Origin of the sequence: Pseudomonas sp. PICF6, from assembly GCF_009831705.1 — a bacterium.
GTDB lineage: Bacteria > Pseudomonadota > Gammaproteobacteria > Pseudomonadales > Pseudomonadaceae > Aquipseudomonas > Aquipseudomonas rhizophila.
In genome coordinates, this window is sequence record NZ_WUUD01000033.1 from 70,469 (window position 1) to 89,515 (window position 19,047).

Consider the following 19,047-nt stretch of genomic DNA (forward strand, 5'->3'; position numbering starts at 1 on the left):
CCCAAGGCCTGCATGAACGGCTGGGGCAGCATTTTCCTGACCGTCACGCCGGACGGCACTGCATTGCCCTGTCACGGCGCCCGTCAGATGCCCGTGCAATTTCCCAACGTGCGTGACCACAGCATGCAGCACATCTGGTACGACTCGTTCGGCTTCAATCGTTTCCGCGGCTATGACTGGATGCCCGAGCCGTGCCGCTCGTGTGATGAAAAAGAAAAGGACTTCGGCGGCTGTCGCTGCCAGGCGTTCATGCTCACGGGCGATGCGAGCAATGCCGACCCGGTGTGCAGCAAATCCGAGCATCACGGGATGATTCTTCAGGCTCGGGAAGACGCCGAGCATGCCACTCAGACGATTGAACAACTGGCCTTTCGCAATGAACGAAACTCACGCCTCATCGCCAAAGGCTGATTCTTTCAGCGCAGCCCAGGCCGTTGCGGCAGGCATCGACTTCGCTGAGCTGCAAGCCGGGCCCCTTGGACTGTTCTGGAATCAATACCGTCCCGAAGACGGTGCCTGCCGGATCTGGCATTGGCAGGATGCCAAGGCCCGATGCCTGACCCCGGACGGGTTCAGTGTCCGCAGCCGGGTTTATGAATACGGCGGCGGTTCGTTCTGCCTGAGCGACGACGGTGTGCTGTTCGTCAATGAGGCCGACCAGCAGGTGTATCACCAGTCGCTGGCCGGCGAACAGCCCGTGGCGCTGACCTCAGGTGATTGTCGATATGGCGATCTTCACTTCGCTTGCGGCCAGGTGCTGGCGGTGGAGGAGCAGGCCAATCAGCATCGCCTGGTCTCGATCGGCCTGGCAGATCATCAGCGACATCTGCTGGCCGAAGGTGCGGACTTCTACGCCGCGCCGACCTTGAGTCCAGATGGTCGACGACTGGCCTGGATTGAGTGGAGCCGCCCCCATCAACCGTGGACGTCAACGAGACTGATGCTGGCCGAGCGCAACGCTGGCGCCTGGAATGAGCCGCGTTGCGTCGCGGGCAGCGGTCACGAGGAGTCCATTCAGCAACCGCGTTTTGATGATCGCAGTCGCCTCTATTGCCTGAGCGATCGTGACGGTTATTGGCAGCCCTGGACTGAATCCGCCGACGACCTGGAGCCGCTGCCCGCCGCCGAAGCCGATCACGCCCCAGCACCCTGGCAACTGGGCGGCTGTACCTGGCTGCCGCTAGGCGAACGCGATTACCTGGCGAGCTGGACCGAGGCGGGTTTCGGGCGACTGGGCCTCTGCCGCAGTGACGGCGTATCCGAGGATTTCACCGGCGCCTATTCGCGGTTTCGCAGCCTGGCACTCGATGAGCGGTTCATTTATGCCATCGCCGCTTCGCCAATCAGCCCGTCGGCGGTGATAGCCATTGAGCGGCAAAACCATGCAGTGGTGGTGCTCGCCGGTGGCGTTGCGCCGTTGCCCGTCGAACACATCAGTCGCCCCCGAACCCTGCGCTATCCCTCGGCTTCCAGCCAAGCCCATGGGTTCTTTTACCCGGCCATGAACACCGAAGAGAAGCCGCCATTGGCGGTGTTCATCCATGGCGGACCGACCTCGGCGTGTTATCCCATTTTTGATCCGCGCATCCAGTACTGGACCCAGCGCGGCTTTGCCGTAGCCGATCTCAATTACCGCGGCAGCAGCGGTTATGGCCGGGCCTATCGACAGGCGCTGTATTTGAATTGGGGGGTGGTGGACGTCGAGGATGCCTGCGCGGTGGTCACGTACCTTGAGGAACAAGGCTTGATCAATGGCCGTCGCGCGTTCATTCGTGGCGGCAGTGCCGGCGGCTACACGACTCTTTGCGCCCTGGCGTTCCATGACGTGTTCCGCGCCGGCGCCAGTCTCTATGGTGTCAGCGACCCCGTCGCCCTGGGTCATGCCACGCACAAATTCGAAGGCGATTATCTGGATTGGTTGATCGGCGACCCGCAACAGGACGCCGAACGCTACCGGGACCGCACGCCACTGCTGCACGCTGATCAGATCCGCATCCCGGTGATATTTTTCCAGGGTGAACTGGATGCCGTGGTCGTGCCGCAGCAAACACGCGATATGGTCGAGGCATTGCAGAACAACGGAATCGCGGTAGAAGCGCATTACTACGCCGATGAGCGCCATGGCTTTCGCAAGGCGATCAACCAGGCTCATGCGCTGGAACATGAATGGTTGTTCTATCGCAGGGTGATGGATGGCCCCCTATAGGGCAAATGCAAAACCAAATGTGGGAGCGAGCCTGCTCGCTCCCACAGGGGATTTGTGCAAACCAACAAATTCAGCGCTTGGCGATGATGTACACCGCATGCACGATACCCGGGATGTAACCCAACAGAGTCAGCAGGATGTTGAGCCAGAATGCCCCGCCGAAGCCCACTTGCAGAAACACACCCAACGGCGGCAGCAGGATGGCGATGATGATTCGAATGATATCCATGGATGACTCCTGATTGGCGATGGCCACATTGCCATATAGCACATGGACACCCGACCGCTCGTCAGGGTTCAGTGAGAAGCCATCCAGAAGGGATAAAGCGCGGGAAGATAAAAACGCGGACAAAAGAAAACCCCGCCGAAGCGGGGCTTTGCAGACTGTTTCCCTGACATCCATTTCGCTCCGCCATCCTGGCAGAATCCTACGTGTCCGTGTTTTTGCTTTGCGCATCCTGCGCGACGTCCATGTGAAGTAGATTAGCTCTGGATCCAATCAGCCGATAGAGGGAAAACGCCAGCACGGCGTGTAAGCATTTGCTTACACGCCGTCAGATTTCAAAACTGCCCAGCGTCCAGCAGGAACAGTGACTCGCTACCCGCCTTCACCGAGGCACTCAGGGAGTGGATGCGCGGCAGCAGACGGGCGAAGTAGAACCGCGCCGTGCCCAGTTTGCTCGCATAGAAATCATCCTGCGCTTCTTTGCCCAAGGCCGCCTTGGCCATCAGTGCCCACATATAGGCGTAGGCGGTGTAGCCGAACGCCTGGAGGTATTCCACCGAAGCCGCGCCGATTTCGTTCGGGTTGCTTTTCGCCCGGTCCAGCAGCCATTCGGTCAGCTCATCCAGCGTACCGACAGCGTCGTTCAACGGCTTGGTGAACTCGGCCAGATCACTGCTCGCGGTAGCCGTGAAGTGGCGGATTTCGTCAGCGAACAGCTTGTAGAACACCCCGCCACTGCCGACGATCTTGCGCCCTACCAGGTCCAGCGCCTGGATACCGTTGGTGCCTTCGTAGATCTGGGTGATGCGCACGTCACGCACCAGTTGCTCCTGACCCCATTCGCGAATGTAGCCGTGGCCGCCGAAAATCTGCTGGCCATGGACAGTGGTTTCCAGTCCCAGATCAGTCAGGAACGCCTTCGCCACCGGGGTCAGCAAGGCCACCAGATCTTCGGCACGCTTGCGGGTGGCCGGGTCTTCGCTGAACTTGGCGGTGTCCAGTTGCATCGCCACGTAGGTGGAAAATGCCCGGCCACCTTCGTTCGAAGCTTTCATGGTCAGCAACATCCGGCGCACGTCCGGGTGGACGATGATCGGGTCAGCGACTTTGTCTTTGTTCTGCGCACCGGTTGGCGAACGACTTTGCAGGCGGTCACGGGCGTATTCGATGGCGTTCTGGTAGGAGCGCTCACCGGTGGCCAGGCCCTGGATACCCACACCCAAACGCTCGTAGTTCATCATGGTGAACATCGCCGCCAGGCCTTTGTTCGGCTCGCCGACCAGATAACCCACGGCGTCGTCGAAGTTCATCACACAGGTGGCGGACGCCTGGATGCCCATCTTGTGTTCGATCGACCCGCAATTGGCCGCGTTACGCGCCCCCAGGCTGCCGTCGGCATTGACCAGGAACTTGGGCACCAGGAACAACGAGATGCCTTTAGGGCCTGCCGGTGCGTCCGGCAACTTTGCCAGCACCAGGTGGATGATGTTTTCGGTGAGGTCGTGTTCGCCGCCAGTAATGAAGATCTTGGTGCCGCTGACCTTGTAGGAACCATCGGCCTGAGGTTCGGCCTTGGTGCGAATGATGCCCAGGTCCGTACCGGCATGCGGCTCAGTCAGGCACATGGAACCAGCCCAGACGCCGGCGTACATGTTCGGCAGGTAGGCTGCTTTCAGCTCTTCACTGGCGTGAGCATTGATCGACAGGCAAGCCCCGGCGGTCAGCATGGGGTACAGGCCGAAGGACAGGCTGGCGGAGTTGACCATTTCTTCGACCTGAGCCGAAACAGCCTTGGGCATGCCCATGCCGCCGTAGGTCGGATCACCACCGACACCGACCCAGCCGCCTTCAGCGTAAGTCTTGTAGGCCTGTGGGAAACCGGCTGGCGTGGTGACGGCACCGTCAGCCCAGTGGCAACCTTCTTCGTCAGCTGCACGGCTGAGGGGGGCAACGCTTTTGCTGGTGACTTTGCCGGCTTCCTCAAGGATCGCCTCGACGGTTTCAGCGTCTACGGTCTCGGCCAGCGCCGGCAGTTGAGCCCAGAGCTTCGCGACCTCGAACACTTCATTGAGGACGAAGCGCATATCGCGCAGGGGCGCTTTGTAGTCAGCCATGGCAAACCTCGCAAGATCTAAACAATTGGTTCGTAAGAAAACGGTTTTTGCAGTGGCCTGAGTGTACCCCAACAACTTTTGCGACACATAGGGTCAGCCAGTGACTGTTTTGTTATTTTTAGTCACCAAAGAAAAGATCGCAGGCTTCGCCAGTTCCTACAGGGAATATGCGCACGTCTGTAGGCGCTGGCGAAGCCTGCGATCTTTGTCCCCCTCACATCAGAGGGCAAACAACTCCGCCGGCAGCTTCATCAAGCAATCGCTCCCCGCCTCAACCGCGGCCCGATGGGCAGCGGTCCTTGGCAGCAGGCGCTTGAAGTAAAACTCACAGGTCGCCAGTTTGCCCCGGCAGAAATCCGCATCACCTTCGCCTGCATCCAGTTGCGCCTGGGCCACCAACGCCATGCGCAACCACAGATAGGCCAGGATGATGTAACCGCTGTACATCAGATAGTCCACCGAAGCGGCGCCGACTTCATCGGGGTTCTTCATGGCCGCCATGCCAACCCGGGTGGTCAGTTCGCCCCATTGCTGGTTGAGCCCGTTGAGTTGCGCGACGTAATCCTTGAGCTGCGGATGTTCAGCGTTGGCGGCGCAGAACTTATGGACGATTTTGGTGAACCCTCGCAGCAACTTGCCCTGGCTGCCCAGCACCTTGCGCCCCAATAGATCCAAGGCCTGGATGCCGTTGGTGCCTTCATAGATCGGCGCAATACGGCAGTCGCGCACCAGCTGTTCCATGCCCCACTCACGAATGAAACCATGGCCGCCAAACACCTGCATGCCGTGGTTGGTTACTTCCAGGCCAGTATCGGTCATGAAAGCCTTGCAGATCGGGGTGAGGAACGCCAGCAGGTCTTCGGCCTCCTGGCGGGCGGTTTCGTCGCTGCTCAGGTGTGCGATATCCAGCAGTTGCGCGGTGAAGTAAGTCAGCGCCCGGTTGCCCTCGTTGAAGGCTTTCATGGTCAGCAACATCCGGCGCACATCGGGGTGGACGATGATCGGATCGGCGGCTTTTTCCGGCGCCTTGGGGCCGGTCAGCGAGCGCATCTGCAAACGGTCGTTGGCATATTTGATCGCGCCCTGGAAGCTCGCTTCCCCGAGGCACAGGCCCTGCATGCCGGTGCCCAGCCGGGCATGGTTCATCATGGTGAACATGCAGTTCAGACCCTTGTTCGGCTCGCCGATCAAGAATCCCTTGGCCCCGTCGAAATTAAGCACGCAGGTGGCGGACGCCTTGATGCCCATCTTGTGCTCGATTGAGCCGCAGGAGACGCCATTGCGCGGTCCCGCTTCGCCACTGGCGTCTGGCAAGAACTTGGGCACGATGAACAGCGAGATACCTTTGGTCCCGGCAGGCGCATCCGGCAGTTTGGCGAGCACCAAGTGAATGATGTTGTCGCTCATGTCGTGTTCGCCGGCGGAAATGAAAATCTTGCTGCCGGTAATCGCGTAGCTGCCATCGGCCTGAGGCAAGGCTCGGGTCTTGATGATGCCCAGGTCCGTGCCGCAATGGGCTTCGGTGAGGCACATCGTGCCGGTCCATTGACCGGCCGTGAGCTTGGTGAGGTAGGCCTGTTTCTGCTCTTCGGTGCCGTGGGCATGAATGGCCGACATCGCACCATGGGTCAGGCCCGGGTACATGCCCCAGGAGGTGTTGCTGGAGCCGACCATTTCGCTGATGACCAGGCCCAGGGAACTGGGCAATCCTTGGCCGCCGTAAGTCGGGTCCGCCGCCAGCCCGTGCCAGCCGCCCTCTACGTACTGTGCGAACGCCTGCTTGAAGCCTGTAGGCGTGGTGACCACGCCGTTGTCGAAATGGCAGCCTTCTTCGTCACCGGAGCGATTGAGCGGCGCCAGCACATTCTCACAGAACCTGGCGCCTTCCTCGAGGATCGCGCTGACCATGTCCGGGCTGGCATCGCTGGCGCCCAGTTCGGCATAGCGGCCAGGGAAATCGAAGACGTGATCGATCAGAAAGCGCATGTCGCGCAGCGGGGCTTTGTACTCGGGCATGGTGGTTTTCTCCGGTAACAGGTCGTTCAAACCTACTGCCGGCCACCGAGGCTCACAATCACAGTCCAGACGCTGAATGCGCCATCATCACTCAACCCGCGGCCGCTTCCATGCGCACCGCACCGCGACGGTTCTGCCCATAGGCAATCACACAGTTACGCCCGGCTCCCTTGGCGTTGTAGAGAGCCTGGTCAGCGGATTTGAGCACTTCTTCGGGGGTGCGCTGTTCGATGCGCTCGGCCACACCGATGCTGACCGTCACCGATACACTGGATGCCCCGGCACCGGCACGACGCTGGCGACCTTGTTGATCATCCTGGGGACGACTGTCGGGATTGCGTAGCTGGATGCTGTAGTTCGCGATGGATTCGCGAATGACTTCCAGATGAGGCATGCACTCTTCGATGGTTTTTCCTGCGAATACCAGCGCAAATTCCTCTCCGCCGTAGCGATAAGCCCTACCGCCACCGCTGATTTTCGACAGTTTGCTGGCGACCAGACGCAACACCTGGTCGCCCACGTCGTGGCCGTGGGTGTCATTGAATTTCTTGAAATGGTCCACGTCGCTCATCGCCAAGACATAATTGCGACCCAGGCGCTGCATGCGCTCATTCAGTGCCCGACGCCCCGGCAGGCCGGTCAGTTCGTCACGGAACGCCATCTGATAAGCCTCGTGGGCGACCGCCGCCGCGATCATCAGCATCACCTGGCTGCACATGATGTTCAGGGTAAATGGCAGGATGAAGGTCTTGGGCAACATCCAGAACACCCCGAGCAAACCCACCAATTGCGCGGCATGCAACGGTCGCGGATGGCGCCAGTATTGCCAGGCCAGCAGCACAAAGGCGGCGATGAACACCGGGTAGGACAACTGGATCAGGCTCATCCAGGCACCGTGCAACGCTGGCCAGCGGATCTCCGAAAGCCACAACAGCAGTGCCTGGGGAAAACTTTGCTCCAGGGCCAGCGCCACGCTTCCAAAGATCAGCAGCACCGCGAACCGCGCCACCATGTCCTGGAACAAATGAGTCCGCTCCTGCCACGCGGCGAACAGGCCAAATAACAGCGGCAACAACAGGCAGACGAGGTGAAACACCACCGCTGCGTCATCGCGCACCTTGCCGTTGTCGCGATAGAAGTCGGTCTGGGTGTCCAGCAGGAAATAGGCGATGTACACCGTGATCATCAGAAACAGCTCACGCTGACGTCGGTAAACGGCGCAGTACGCCCCTCCGAGCAACAACACCAATGTAGGAAGAACGTTGAACAGGGAGGTGAAAAAGACATTGAGATCCTTGACGTAGGCAGCCGCAAGCCCCGCCAGCAATAGCACCAATGACGGTAGGAAATGACTGAGACGTACAGCGGAAGAACGCGGCAAGGGTAAAGCTCCGACCCGGCTGATCAAAGATGGCATTGTGCCTGCTACTGGGGCATTAAGGCACGCGAGATGTGACAGATGTCACACTGCCATCCTTGTAACGGCAGGGGGGGATGTTTTCTTAGGGCTTTGTTGGATGAATGTTGTTCCACGATTGCCAACAACTCCTGTGGGAGCGAGCCTGCTCGCGATAGCGGTGGGTCAGCCCACAATGATGTTGGATATGCCGCCGTCATCGCGAGCAGGCTCGCTCCCACAGGGGTTGCGGTCAGACGCAAAAAAGCCGCTGCTCCCGAAGGAAGCAGCGGCTTTTTTAGAAGAACCGCGTAAGGCTTAGTAGCCCAGTGCGAAGTCTTCTTCTTTCATGTCCATCAGGTTGTTGGCGCCCGACAACATGGTTGCCACGTGAGTGCGGGTGCGTGGCAGGATGCGCTGGAAGTAGAAGCGCGCGGTCTGCAGCTTGGCGGTGTAGAAAGCTTCTTCGGTGGTGCCGGCGGCGAGTTTTTCCGCCGCCAGGCGCGCCATGTCAGCCCAGAAGTAGGCCAGGCAGGCGTAACCGGAGTACATCAGGTAATCCACCGAGGCCGCGCCAACTTCTTCGCGGTCTTTCATGGCCGCCATACCGACCTTCATGGTCAGCTCGCCCCATTCCTTGTTCAGCGCAGCCAGAGGTTCTACGAACTCTTTGACCGCGTCGTTGCCTTCGTTGCTTTGGCAGAACTTGTGAACGATCTTGGTGAAGCCCTTGAGCGCTTCGCCCTGGGTCATCAGCACTTTGCGGCCCAGCAGGTCGAGGGCCTGGATGCCGGTGGTGCCTTCGTACAGCATCGAAATGCGGCTGTCGCGAACGTTCTGCTCCATGCCCCACTCGGCAATGAAACCGTGACCGCCATAAATCTGCACGCCGTGGTTGGCCGATTCGAAGCCGACTTCAGTCATGAACGCCTTGGCGATCGGCGTCATGAACGCCAGCAGTGCATCGGCTTTTTTCTTCTCTTCTTCATCGACGCCGTATTTGACGATGTCCACTTGCTTGGCGGTGAAGTAAACCATCGCCCGGTTACCTTCGGCGAAGGCCTTCATGGTCAGCAGCATGCGACGCACGTCGGGGTGCACGATGATCGGGTCGGCAGCCTTGTCCGGCGCTTTCGGGCCAGTCAGGGAACGCATTTGCAGACGGTCACGGGCGTACTTCAGGCCACCCTGGAAACCGATTTCGGCATGAGCCAGACCTTGCAGCGCGGTGCCCAGGCGTGCGGTGTTCATGAAGGTGAACATGCAGTTCAAGCCTTTGTTCGCCGGGCCAATCAGGAAACCGGTGGCCGCGTCAAAGTTCATCACGCAAGTGGCGTTGCCGTGGATGCCCATCTTGTGTTCCAGCGAACCGCAGCTCACCGCATTGCGCTGACCGATGGAGCCGTCGGCGTTAGGCAGGAACTTGGGAACGATGAACAGCGAAATACCTTTGGTACCGGCCGGAGCGTCCGGCAGGCGTGCCAGAACGATATGGACGATGTTGTCGGCCATGTCGTGTTCGCCGGCCGAAATGAAGATCTTGGTGCCGCTGACCTTGTACGAACCGTCGGCCTGAGGCTCGGCCTTGGTGCGCAGCATGCCCAGGTCAGTACCGCAGTGCGGCTCGGTCAGGCACATGGTCCCGGTCCATTCGCCGGAAACCAGCTTGGTCAGGTAGGCCTCTTGCTGCTCGGGCGTACCGTGCTCGGAAATAGTGTTCATCGCGCCATGGGACAGGCCCGGGTACATGCCCCACGACCAGTTGGCTTCGCCGACCATCTCGCTGACCGCCAGGCCCAGGGACTCCGGCAGGCCTTGACCACCATGCTCAACGTCGTGGGCCAGGCTTGGCCAGCCGCCTTCGACGAATTGCTTGTAGGCTTCCTTGAAGCCGCTCGGAGTCTTCACACCGGATTCGCTCCAGGTGCAGCCCTCGATGTCGCCCACACGGTTCAGCGGTGCCAGCACCTGCTCACAAAACTTGGCGCCTTCTTCGAGAATGGCGTCAACCATGTCTGGCGTTGCGTCCTGGCAAGCCGGAAGGCTCTGATAGTGCGCTTCATAGCCAAGCAGTTCGTCACGAACGAAGCGAATATCACGCAAGGGGGCCTTGTAGTCAGGCATAGCGATAAACCTCTGCTGATGTAACCGGGAATGAACGACCGCATGGATTTGTTGTGACGGTCAAACAGTTGTTTGAAACATACGTTTACGCCTAATTCTTGTCAAGCGCCGATCTTTTGCCGTTCGTCATCGTCCCGGAAAAAATCCCAGGCACAGCAATTCACCGCAGCGAAACACTCACAGCGTCCGTAGGAAAAGATTAGTTGAGCCAGAAGGAGTTAGAGACGAAAACGCCGCGAATAATCGCGGCGTTCAGGCAAACCTGAGGTAGAGAATCAGGCGAAAGTGTCGATCAACGTACCGAGCATTTCATCGGAAGCCTTGGCCACGTTCACGCCCAGTTCGACCTGAAACTTGCCCTGGGACATTTCAACCATGTTGCTGGCCAAGTCCGATTGCTGGCTGCGATCCACCGACCGCAAACGATCGACTTGCAGTTCGGACGACTGACTGGTGACCGAACGCTCGATTGTATTGTTGGCAATCTGGCTCGAGGCCTGATCGACACGGTTCTGCCCTGTCTGAATAGTGCTCAGACCGGCATAGAACGCGGTATTTCCTGAGATTTCCATGGCAGAACTCGTCTTCTTGAAGGGTAGACAGCGGACATTGAAACAGAAGCCTGGGGAAAAGACCCGACAAAAACACTAATGGCACAGTGCCTTGTCATAGTGAAAACCTTAGTAGTCCAGCAAATCCAGGTGCAGATGCGCAGCCACGGCTTCGGCGGTGATGCCCTTGATTCTCGGCACACGCCCCAAGCACGGCGCCGGCAGGCGTTCGGCCAGGGTCGCCAGATTTTCTTCCAGCCGCGATGTCTTGGGGTCGATGATATTGGCCACCCAACCCGCCAGTTGCAGGCCGTCCCGGGCGATGGCCTCGGCGGTCAACAGGGCGTGGCTGATGCAGCCCAGGCGCACGCCCACCACCAGGATCACCGGTAGCCCCAGCGCCATCGCCAAGTCCGAGAGGTTGTCCTGATCGGCCAGCGGAACGCGCCAGCCGCCCGCGCCTTCGATCAGAGTGAAATCGGCCTCCAAGGCCAACACTTCACGCATCGGCCCCAGCAACGATTGCACAGTCAAGGCCACGCCGGCTTCCCGAGCGGCCAGGTGAGGCGCGATGGCCGGCTCGAACGCCACCGGATTGACCTGGGCATACTCAAGCGGCACCGAGCATTCGGCCAACAGCGCCAAGGCATCGGCGTTGCGCAGGCCCTTGGGCGTTACTTCACAACCAGAGGCCACGGGCTTACCCGCGGCGGTGCTCATGCCAGCCTCTCGCGCAGCATGCAGCAGGCCAGCCGCGACGGTGGTTTTGCCCACGTCGGTGTCGGTACCGGTGATGAAATAAGCCTGGCTCATAGCGGTTTCTCCAGCACGGCGTAAACCACCCGGTAGGTCGCGGGCAAACCCTGTACCTGACGAAACTGTTCGTAAGCGTCAACCAGTGCGAGGATCCGCGCCCTGCCCGTCAACCCGCCGGGCCGGCCGGGGTTCAGATTGTGGGCGCCGAGGGCTTTCAATTCATGGGTCAGACCGCGCACGTCCGGGTAATACATCACATGGGGACGGTTTTCCAGGCTGATAACGTTCAGCCCGCTGGCCTCACATAGCTGTTGATACGTTTCGAACCCGCGAAAACGGTTGACGTGCACCAGGCCATCCACCTGACGCCAGCTGTCGCGCAGTTCGTACAACGTGCCGACGCAAAGGCTTGTAAAGGCAAACACGCCACCGGGTTTCAAAACCCGATGGACTTCGTTCAACACCGAGGCAAAATCCGCGCACCACTGCACCGCCAGGCTAGAGAACACCAGATCGCAGCTGGAGGCCTGCAAGGGCAACCGCTCGGCATCACCGGCTATAAAGTGCGCAGCCCCGCCCTGAGGGCGAGCATGGTTGAGCATACCTTCGGCGATATCCAGCGCCAACCCGGTCACCTCGCCGAAGCGCGTACCCAGCGCCCGCGTGAAATAGCCGGTGCCACAACCCAGGTCCATCCAGCGCTCAGGCATGATCGAAGCAGGCAGCCGGTCCAGCAACTGCTGGCCTACGTCGCGCTGCAGCTCGGCCACGCTGTCGTAACTGGTCGCCGCCCGGGAAAACGAGGCCGCCACCTGGCGCTTGTCCGGCAAGGCACCGGGCAATTTGGCAACAGACAAATCAGTCATCATCGGACTCATGCAAAAAAGCCTGAATCGCCCCCGCCACACCGTGGGGGTCTTCCAGAGGGAATCCGTGGCCGGTCTGTTCGATCAGACCGATTTCAACATCGGGCAGCAACACCAGCAATTCACCCGCTGCCTCAGCCGGTACCAGCGCGTCGAGCCCGGCAAACACGTGGAGCTGCGGGCCGCCGAAGCCCTGCAAGGCGGCGCGGGTATCCAGTTGCGCCAGCAGCTCGAGCCCGGCCATCAACACATCAGGCGAAGTGACTGGCGCACCCGCCAGCAACAATCGCGACAAGCCGCGCGGATCGCTGCAACCCTGGGCACATAACAAACTGAAGCGTTTGAGGGTCTGGCGCGGGTCGGCGGCGCACCCGGCGAGAAACCCATCAAAGGTTTCACCGGCCATCGCGCTCGGCCATTGATCGTGGGCCACGAAAGAAGGGTTGCTCGCCAGGGTCAACAAACCGCAACAGCGCTCGCCCCGACGCGCCGCCAGCTCGCCGGCCAGCATGCCGCCCAGCGACCAGCCACCCAACCAGGCATCCTGGGGCAATGTGGCATCCAGCTCATCGAGCCATTCATTGAGGTCGCTTGAGGTCAGTGCCGGCAACGGCTCGATCTCGACCCGCAGATGTTCATCGAGCCCTTGCAGCGCAGCCGCCAGAGGCTCCAGCGGGGAAACACCCAAGCCCCAACCAGGCAGCAATATCAGTCGATCACGCATGGCTTGGCTCCGGTCCCAGTTGTGCAAAACACTCGGCCAATGCCTCCAGCAGTAGCTGCACCTGAGCCTCACTGTGAGCGGCGGTCAAGGTCACGCGCAGACGAGCGCTGCCGGCCGGCACGGTGGGTGGGCGGATCGCAGTGACCATCAGTCCCCGCTCACGCAGCATCTGCGACAAGCGCATCGCCCGCCCCGCATCGCCGATCAGGATCGGCTGGATCGGCGTGAAACTGTCCATCAATTGCAGGCCGATCTGCTCGGCACCGTGGCGAAACTGGCGGATCAGCACCTGCAAATGTTCGCGCCGCCAATGCTCGCTGCGCAGCAGCTCAAGGCTCTTGAGCGTAGCGCAGGCCAGGGCCGGCGGTTGACTGGTGGTGTAGATGTAGGGGCGAGCGAACTGGATCAGGCTTTCGATCAGGTCTTCACTGCCGGCGACAAAAGCACCGGCAGTACCGAAGGCTTTGCCCAGGGTGCCGACCAATACCGGCACGTCATCCTGGCTCAGGCCAAAATGTTCGACGATCCCGCCGCCATTGGCCCCCAACGGGCCGAAACCGTGGGCATCATCGACCATCAGCCAGGCGCCCTTGGCCCTGGCTGCACGGGCCAGGGCCGGCAGATCGGCGATGTCACCGTCCATGCTGAACACACCATCGGTAACCACCAACGTATTGCCGGTGGCTTTCTCCAGACGGTTGGCCAGGCTCTGGGCATCGTTGTGCAGGTAACGGTTGAAGCGCGCGCCGGACAGCAACCCGGCGTCGAGCAACGAAGCGTGGTTGAGTCGATCCTCCAGCACCGTATCACCCTGCCCCACCAATGCGGTGACAGCGCCAAGGTTGGCCATGTAGCCAGTGGTGAACAGCAGTGCCCGCGGGCGGCCAGTCAAGTCAGCCAGGGCTTCTTCCAGGGCATGATGAGGCCCGCTGTGGCCGATCACCAGATGGGAAGCACCGCCACCCACGCCCCATCGCGCCGCACCGGCGCGCCAGGCTTCGATCACTTGCGGATGATTGGCCAGGCCCAGGTAATCATTGTTGCAGAACGCCAGCAGCGGCTGGCCGTCCACCACCACCTCTGGCCCCTGTGGGCTTTCGAGCAGCGGGCGCTGGCGATAGAGGTTTTCGGCACGACGGGCAGTCAGGCGTGCGGCGAGATCGAAGGGCATGCAGGCCTCGGGGTGAACCGCTATTTAAAGACTGGAGGAGATCCCCCTGTGGGAGCGAGCCTGCTCGCGATAGCGGCGTGCCAGTCAACAAATGTTGAATGCTCCATCGCCATCGCGAGTAGGCTCGCACCCACATTTTTTTGCGTCAGCTCAGAGGGCGGCGTTGTAGAACTGCTCGCTGCTCTTCTGCTCCACCAGCGCCTGTTCAATAGCCGCCTGATGCACTTCATCAGCATGCTCTTCGCGGGCCTCCGGCTGGATGCCCAGGCGAGCGAACAGTTGCATGTCCTTGTCGGCTTGCGGGTTGGCGGTGGTCAGGAGTTTGTCGCCATAAAAAATCGAGTTGGCACCGGCGAAAAATGCCAGGGCCTGCATCTGTTCGTTCATCGCTTCGCGGCCGGCGGACAGGCGTACATGGGACTGGGGCATCAGGATCCGCGCCACGGCGAGCATGCGAATGAAATCGAACGGGTCGACGTCTTCGGCGTTTTCCAGTGGCGTGCCGGCGACTTTTACCAGCATGTTGATCGGCACCGATTCCGGATGCTCCGGCAGGTTCGCCAGCTGGATCAGCAGGTTGGCGCGATCGTCCAGGGACTCGCCCATGCCCAGGATGCCGCCGGAGCAGATCTTCATCCCCGAATCTCGCACGTAAGCCAGGGTTTGCAGACGCTCGCTGTAGGTACGAGTGGTGATGATGCTGCCGTAGAACTCCGGCGACGTGTCGAGGTTGTGGTTGTAGTAGTCCAGGCCGGCCTGGGCCAGGGCCTGGGTCTGGTCCTGATCGAGACGGCCCAGGGTCATGCAGGTCTCCAGGCCCATGGCCTTCACGCCTTTGACCATCTCCAGCACATAAGGCATGTCCTTGGCAGACGGATGCTTCCACGCCGCGCCCATGCAGAAACGGGTCGAGCCGATGGCCTTGGCACGGGCGGCCTCTTCGAGGACTTTCTGCACTTCCAGCAACTTTTCTTTTTCCAGCCCGGTGTTGTAGTGGCCGGACTGCGGACAATATTTGCAATCTTCCGGGCAGGCGCCGGTCTTGATCGACAGCAGCGTGGACACCTGGACGCGGTTGGCGTCGAAATGCGCGCGGTGCACGGTCTGCGCCTGGAACAACAGGTCATTGAAGGGCTGGACGAAGAGAGCTTTGACTTCGGCCAAAGACCAGTCATGACGCAGGTTGGCAGTGGTGCTGGCGCTCATGGGCATTTCCTTGATTATGCTTGGCTGGCACCTGGGGACATGGAATACCCACAGGCGCGACACGGATGTTCGGCATATTTAAGGAAGAGTCATGCGCTGTCAACCACGATACGATGGACCGGTTTACATCTGGTTAAAAAACAAACAATCTTGTCTGTTGTGTGGCGAAACCACCGATACGCCCCAACCCATTTGCACCCCCTGCGAGAGCGAACTGCCCTGGCTCGGTGACCAGTGCAGTATCTGCGCCTTGCCACTGCCCATGGCCGGGCTGCGTTGTGGCCAGTGCGCCACTCAACCGCCAGCCTTCGAGCGGGTCCTGGCGCCATGGGCCTACGACTTTCCTATCGACAGCCTGATCGCACGTTTCAAACATCAGGCCAAATGGCCGCTCGGTCGGTTGATGGGCGAACTGCTGGCGCAGTCCCTGCAGCATCACTTCAATGAAGGACTGGAGCCACCCGACGCACTGGTGCCAGTACCGCTTGCCAATCGGCGCTTGCGTCAACGGGGTTTCAATCAGGCCTCGATGCTTGCACGATGGCTCAGCGCGACATTGAAGATCCCTTGCGAAGAACAACTGCTGCGGCGCGTCCAGGACACCCCCGCCCAGCAGGCACTCGATGCCAGGGCCCGGCGCCGAAACCTGCGTCAAGCCTTTGCCATCACACCCGACGCCGTGCTCGGCAACCGTCATCTGGCGTTGGTCGACGATGTGCTCACGACCGGCGCCACGGCCCAGGCGCTGGCCCGCCTGCTGCTGGATGCCGGCGCCGCCCGGGTCGATGTGTATTGCCTGGCCCGCACGCCGAAACCCGGTGAGCCGGCTTGACGCGCCGCCTGCGAGGCGCCAACGTCCGCTCATGATTCCTTGGCGCAGTTCTCCATCATGTCATTGCCCCCGCTCCTGACCCAGCACATCGTCCGGCGCCCACAACGCATCGCCTTGTTGCAGCACATTGCCGAACAAGGCTCGATCACCCGCGCCGCCAAGAGCGCGGGCCTGAGCTACAAGGCGGCGTGGGATGCCATCGACGAGTTGAATAACCTGGCGGACCAGCCGCTGGTGGAACGCAGCGTCGGCGGCAGGGGCGGTGGCGGCGCCAAGCTGTCAGAGGAGGGGCAACGCGTGCTGCGTCTGTATCAGCGCTTGCAAGCGCTGCAGGCGCAGTTACTGGAAGCCAGCGAGGACGCCGGGGATCTGGGCCTGCTCAGTCGCTTGATGCTGCGCACCAGCGCGCGCAATCAACTGCATGGCAAAGTCCTGGGGATCGAGGCCCAGGGCCACAATGACCGGGTACGCCTGGAACTGGCCCGGGGTCTGGTCATCGAGGCGCAAATCACCCATGACAGCACCTTACGCCTGGAGCTGGCTATCGGCACCGAAGTGGTGGCCCTGATCAAGGCCGGCTGGTTGGAGTTGCACCCCATCGAGTCAGCGGAGCAATCGGGAATCAACACGTTGCGCGGCGTGATCGAGCAGGTTGCCGCCGCCGAAGACGGCCCCAGTGAAGTGCGTATCGGCCTGCCCAACGGCCAGACATTGTGCGCCCTGGCCGATCCGCTCCAATTGCATGAGCGAAACCTGGCTACCGGTTCTGCGGTGCACGTCGCGTTTTCACCGACAAATGTGCTGCTCGGCACACCGCTGTAGCGCGCTGCAACAATAGTTTCATCGACCCGCTTTAAGGTGACTGCCAAAACCAGCAGGGAGCCTGATGATGAGCCTATTAGAAGAAAACCAATCCACCGACCTGGAAAAGATCGTCGGCCTGAGCCGTCGAAGCTTCATCAGCGCCGGCGTACTGTGCGGCGCGGCGATGTTCCTGGGCGGCAACCTGCTGAGCCGCAGCGTGCTGGCCGCTGCCGTGAGCGAAGGCAACAGCAAGCTGCTGGGCTTTAAAAGCATCGCCGCCGCCACGGCCGACACCATTACTCTGCCACCGGGCTACAAAGCCTCGGTGCTGATCAGTTGGGGCCAGCCACTGCGCAAAAATGCACCGGCGTTCGACCCCAGTGGCAATGGAACAGCCCGCGCTCAGGAAGAGCAGTTTGGCGACAACACCGACGGCATGAGCCTGTTCGAATTCCCCGGCGACAAGAACCGGGCGCTGATGGCGATCAACAACGAGTACACCAACTACCAATACCTGTTCCCTCACGGCGGCCAGCCGCAGTCGGCCGAAGACGTGCGCAAGGCCCAAGCCGCCGAAGGCGTGTCGGTGATCGAGATCCAGCGTCGTCGCGGCCAGTGGCAGTTCGTCCAGGAATCGCGCTACAACCGCCGGATCCACGGCAACACGCCGATTCGCCTGCGTGGTCCGGCAGCCGGCCACGACCTGCTGAAAACCAGCGCCGACAAGAGCGGCAAAAAAGTGCTGGGGACTTTCCAGAACTGCGCCAACGGCATGACGCCGTGGGGCACGTACCTGACCTGCGAAGAGAACTTCACTGACTGCTTCGGCAGCAGCAAGGCGGACCTGCAGTTCGACGCGGCACAAAAACGCTATGGCGCCACTGTAACCAGCAGTGAAATCAACTGGCACCTGCACGACCCGCGTTTTGACCTGGCGAAGAACCCCAACGAACTCAATCGCCATGGCTGGGTGGTGGAAATCGATCCGTTCGACCCGCAATCCACCCCGGTAAAACGCACTGCTCTGGGCCGTTTCAAACACGAAAACGCCGCCCTCGCGCAGACCAATGACGGTCGCGCCGTGGTGTACATGGGCGATGACGAGCGCGGCGAATTCATCTACAAGTTCGTCAGCCGCGAGCGCATCAACCATCGCAATGCCAAAGCCAACCGCAACCTGCTGGACCACGGCACCTTGTATGTGGCGCGCTTCGATGCCGGCGACGGCAACCCGGACCACCCCAAAGGCAAGGGCCAGTGGATCGAGCTGACCCACGGCAAGAACGGCATCGACGCCAGCAGCGGTTTCGCTGACCAGGCCGAAGTGCTGATCCATGCGCGCCTGGCCGCCAGTGCCGTTGGCGCCACGCGCATGGACCGCCCCGAGTGGATCGTGGTCAGCCCCAAGGACGGCCAGGTCTATTGCACCCTGACCAACAACTCCAAGCGCGGTGATGCCGGTCAACCGGTGGAAGGGCCAAACCCTCGGGCCAAGAACGTCTACGGGCAGATCCTGCGCTGGCGCACCGACCGCGACGATCATGCCTCCAAGACCTTCTCCTGGGATCTGTTCGTGGTCGCCGGCAACCCGGCGGTACACGCCGGCACGCCGAAAGCCGGCTCGTCCAACATCAACGCCCAGAACATGTTCAACAGCCCCGATGGCCTGGGCTTCGACAAGGCCGGGCGGCTGTGGATTCAGACCGACGGTGATTTCAGCAATACCGGGGACTTCGCCGGCATGGGCAACAACCAGATGCTCTGCGCCGACCCCGACAGCGGCGAAATCCGTCGATTCCTGGTCGGGCCGGTGGGTTGCGAAGTGACCGGCATCAGCTTCTCGCCAGACTACAAAACCCTGTTCGTCGGCATCCAGCATCCCAGCGGCGGCTCGACATTCCCCGAGCATCTGCCCAACGGTAAGCCGCGGTCGTCGGTGATGGTGATTACCCGTGAGGATGGCGGGGTCATCGGCGCCTGATCGGGCCTTATCGCGAGCAGGCTCGCTCCCACATTGATTCCAGTGCACCTGCTATCTACGGTGCGCCACAAAAT

General features: G+C 60.9%; 16 protein-coding genes. 5 read left to right on the plus strand and 11 right to left on the minus strand.

Annotation, left to right across the window (positions count from 1 at the left end; all coding sequences use genetic code 11):
• Nucleotides 1-411, plus strand: a 411-nt coding sequence (locus GSM73_RS27875; protein WP_256677068.1) for an SPASM domain-containing protein, incomplete at its 5' end; no start/stop codon positions are given.
• The gene (locus GSM73_RS23090) at nucleotides 377-2,206 is read left to right on the plus strand and encodes a S9 family peptidase (protein WP_160893932.1); all 1,830 of its coding nucleotides are present in this window, start codon (nucleotides 377-379) and stop codon (nucleotides 2,204-2,206) included. The genes GSM73_RS27875 and GSM73_RS23090, both read left to right, overlap by 35 nt.
• Before the next feature lie 70 nt (nucleotides 2,207-2,276).
• Here the strand turns inward: GSM73_RS23090 and GSM73_RS23095 are convergent, their stop codons facing one another.
• From GSM73_RS23095 to bioB, 11 genes are all read right to left on the minus strand, one after another.
• The gene (locus GSM73_RS23095; RefSeq protein WP_038436734.1) at nucleotides 2,277-2,435 is read right to left on the minus strand and encodes a YqaE/Pmp3 family membrane protein; all 159 of its coding nucleotides are present in this window, start codon (nucleotides 2,433-2,435) and stop codon (nucleotides 2,277-2,279) included.
• A 332-nt stretch (nucleotides 2,436-2,767) separates the two neighbouring features.
• Nucleotides 2,768-4,546, minus strand: a complete 1,779-nt coding sequence (locus GSM73_RS23100; RefSeq protein ID WP_047228108.1) for an acyl-CoA dehydrogenase C-terminal domain-containing protein — start codon at nucleotides 4,544-4,546, stop codon at nucleotides 2,768-2,770.
• 219 nt (nucleotides 4,547-4,765) lie between these two features.
• The gene (locus GSM73_RS23105) at nucleotides 4,766-6,562 is read right to left on the minus strand and encodes an acyl-CoA dehydrogenase C-terminal domain-containing protein (protein ID WP_047228109.1); all 1,797 of its coding nucleotides are present in this window, start codon (nucleotides 6,560-6,562) and stop codon (nucleotides 4,766-4,768) included.
• A gap of 91 nt (nucleotides 6,563-6,653) precedes the next feature.
• A complete protein-coding gene (locus tag GSM73_RS23110) occupies nucleotides 6,654-7,943 on the minus strand; it encodes a GGDEF domain-containing protein (protein ID WP_047228110.1) in 1,290 nt (429 codons plus the stop codon).
• A 333-nt stretch (nucleotides 7,944-8,276) separates the two neighbouring features.
• A complete protein-coding gene (locus GSM73_RS23115; RefSeq protein WP_047228111.1) occupies nucleotides 8,277-10,082 on the minus strand; it encodes a phenylacyl-CoA dehydrogenase in 1,806 nt (601 codons plus the stop codon).
• Nucleotides 10,083-10,357: 275 nt separating this feature from the next.
• The gene (locus GSM73_RS23120) at nucleotides 10,358-10,654 is read right to left on the minus strand and encodes a hypothetical protein (RefSeq protein WP_047228112.1); all 297 of its coding nucleotides are present in this window, start codon (nucleotides 10,652-10,654) and stop codon (nucleotides 10,358-10,360) included.
• Between the two features lie 108 nt (nucleotides 10,655-10,762).
• Nucleotides 10,763-11,446 carry a dethiobiotin synthase gene (bioD, locus tag GSM73_RS23125; RefSeq protein WP_160893934.1) on the minus strand — a complete coding sequence of 228 codons (684 nt, stop codon included), beginning with the start codon at nucleotides 11,444-11,446 and terminating at the stop codon, nucleotides 10,763-10,765.
• The gene (bioC, locus tag GSM73_RS23130) at nucleotides 11,443-12,255 is read right to left on the minus strand and encodes a malonyl-ACP O-methyltransferase BioC (RefSeq protein ID WP_047228114.1); all 813 of its coding nucleotides are present in this window, start codon (nucleotides 12,253-12,255) and stop codon (nucleotides 11,443-11,445) included. Before bioC ends, bioD begins: the two co-directional genes overlap by 4 nt.
• Nucleotides 12,248-12,979 carry an alpha/beta fold hydrolase gene (locus GSM73_RS23135; protein WP_076383417.1) on the minus strand — a complete coding sequence of 244 codons (732 nt, stop codon included), beginning with the start codon at nucleotides 12,977-12,979 and terminating at the stop codon, nucleotides 12,248-12,250. Before GSM73_RS23135 ends, bioC begins: the two co-directional genes overlap by 8 nt.
• A complete protein-coding gene (gene bioF / locus GSM73_RS23140; RefSeq protein ID WP_047228116.1) occupies nucleotides 12,972-14,150 on the minus strand; it encodes an 8-amino-7-oxononanoate synthase in 1,179 nt (392 codons plus the stop codon). The genes GSM73_RS23135 and bioF overlap by 8 nt, the downstream gene beginning before the upstream one ends.
• Before the next feature lie 150 nt (nucleotides 14,151-14,300).
• Nucleotides 14,301-15,356, minus strand: a complete 1,056-nt coding sequence (gene bioB, locus GSM73_RS23145; RefSeq protein ID WP_076383416.1) for a biotin synthase BioB — start codon at nucleotides 15,354-15,356, stop codon at nucleotides 14,301-14,303.
• Nucleotides 15,357-15,447: 91 nt separating this feature from the next.
• On the opposite strand from bioB, the gene GSM73_RS23150 reads away from it, so the two are divergent.
• From GSM73_RS23150 to GSM73_RS23160, 3 genes are all read left to right on the plus strand, one after another.
• Entirely contained in the window at nucleotides 15,448-16,188 is a 741-nt protein-coding gene (locus GSM73_RS23150; RefSeq protein WP_139049008.1) for a ComF family protein, read from the plus strand.
• Between the two features lie 57 nt (nucleotides 16,189-16,245).
• Nucleotides 16,246-17,010 (plus strand): TOBE domain-containing protein, encoded by a 765-nt coding sequence (locus tag GSM73_RS23155; protein WP_047228119.1) that lies wholly within the window; start codon nucleotides 16,246-16,248, stop codon nucleotides 17,008-17,010.
• A 67-nt stretch (nucleotides 17,011-17,077) separates the two neighbouring features.
• Complete coding sequence (locus GSM73_RS23160) at nucleotides 17,078-18,973, plus strand: PhoX family phosphatase (protein WP_160893936.1); 1,896 nt, start codon at nucleotides 17,078-17,080, stop codon at nucleotides 18,971-18,973.
• Nucleotides 18,974-19,047 lie beyond the last annotated feature (74 nt).

Bases quoted from the DNA above. Each gene is read 5' to 3' on its own strand.
- GSM73_RS23090 (WP_160893932.1), top strand. From the start codon at position 377: ATGAACGAAACTCACGCCTCATCGCCAAAGGCTGATTCTTTCAGCGCA.
- GSM73_RS23115 (WP_047228111.1), bottom strand. From the start codon at position 10,082: ATGCCTGACTACAAGGCCCCCTTGCGTGATATTCGCTTCGTTCGTGAC.
- GSM73_RS23155 (WP_047228119.1), top strand. From the start codon at position 16,246: ATGTCATTGCCCCCGCTCCTGACCCAGCACATCGTCCGGCGCCCACAA.
- GSM73_RS23150 (WP_139049008.1), top strand. From the start codon at position 15,448: ATGCGCTGTCAACCACGATACGATGGACCGGTTTACATCTGGTTAAAA.
- bioB (WP_076383416.1), bottom strand. From the start codon at position 15,356: ATGAGCGCCAGCACCACTGCCAACCTGCGTCATGACTGGTCTTTGGCC.
- GSM73_RS23135 (WP_076383417.1), bottom strand. From the start codon at position 12,979: ATGCGTGATCGACTGATATTGCTGCCTGGTTGGGGCTTGGGTGTTTCC.
- bioD (WP_160893934.1), bottom strand. From the start codon at position 11,446: ATGAGCCAGGCTTATTTCATCACCGGTACCGACACCGACGTGGGCAAA.
- GSM73_RS23120 (WP_047228112.1), bottom strand. From the start codon at position 10,654: ATGGAAATCTCAGGAAATACCGCGTTCTATGCCGGTCTGAGCACTATT.
- GSM73_RS23100 (WP_047228108.1), bottom strand. From the start codon at position 4,546: ATGGCTGACTACAAAGCGCCCCTGCGCGATATGCGCTTCGTCCTCAAT.
- GSM73_RS23095 (WP_038436734.1), bottom strand. From the start codon at position 2,435: ATGGATATCATTCGAATCATCATCGCCATCCTGCTGCCGCCGTTGGGT.
- bioF (WP_047228116.1), bottom strand. From the start codon at position 14,150: ATGCCCTTCGATCTCGCCGCACGCCTGACTGCCCGTCGTGCCGAAAAC.
- bioC (WP_047228114.1), bottom strand. From the start codon at position 12,255: ATGACTGATTTGTCTGTTGCCAAATTGCCCGGTGCCTTGCCGGACAAG.
- GSM73_RS23105 (WP_047228109.1), bottom strand. From the start codon at position 6,562: ATGCCCGAGTACAAAGCCCCGCTGCGCGACATGCGCTTTCTGATCGAT.
- GSM73_RS23160 (WP_160893936.1), top strand. From the start codon at position 17,078: ATGAGCCTATTAGAAGAAAACCAATCCACCGACCTGGAAAAGATCGTC.